At 49.5% G+C, this 303-nt stretch carries 1 protein-coding gene; it reads left to right on the top strand.

Annotated features, from left to right (window positions below; translation table 11 throughout):
• On the top strand, window positions 1-293 hold a 293-nt coding region (locus LI149_RS15120; protein WP_227143620.1), incomplete at its 5' end, for a winged helix-turn-helix domain-containing protein.
• Window positions 294-303: the final 10 nt, after the last annotated feature.

The following is a 303-nucleotide window of genomic DNA, read 5'->3' as shown; positions in this document are numbered from 1 at the left end:
CAGATTTCCTGTTAGACCAGCAGACCTACACGCTTTATATTCATAATACCTCTGTCGTGCTTCCAAAAAATCAGGGAAAACTGTTGGTTGCTCTTTTGTCCGGCGGCGATGCTCTGGTCACGACGGAGCAACTTTGCATAGCACTATGGGGAACCACGGAATACATAGACGAAAATGCCTTGCAGGTTAATCTGACCAGGCTGAAAAAGACGATGTCCGGTCTTGAGATGAAGCAGCGAATCGTTGCGGTTCGTGGGATGGGCTATCGTCTGGAAACGGGGGTGGCTCCATGAAGCAGCTTTG

The sequence above is a fragment of the Dorea sp. 210702-DFI.3.17 genome (assembly GCF_020560825.1).
GTDB classification, from domain to species: domain Bacteria; phylum Bacillota; class Clostridia; order Lachnospirales; family Lachnospiraceae; genus Dorea; species Dorea formicigenerans.
This window is presented reverse-complemented; position numbering and strand designations above follow the sequence as displayed.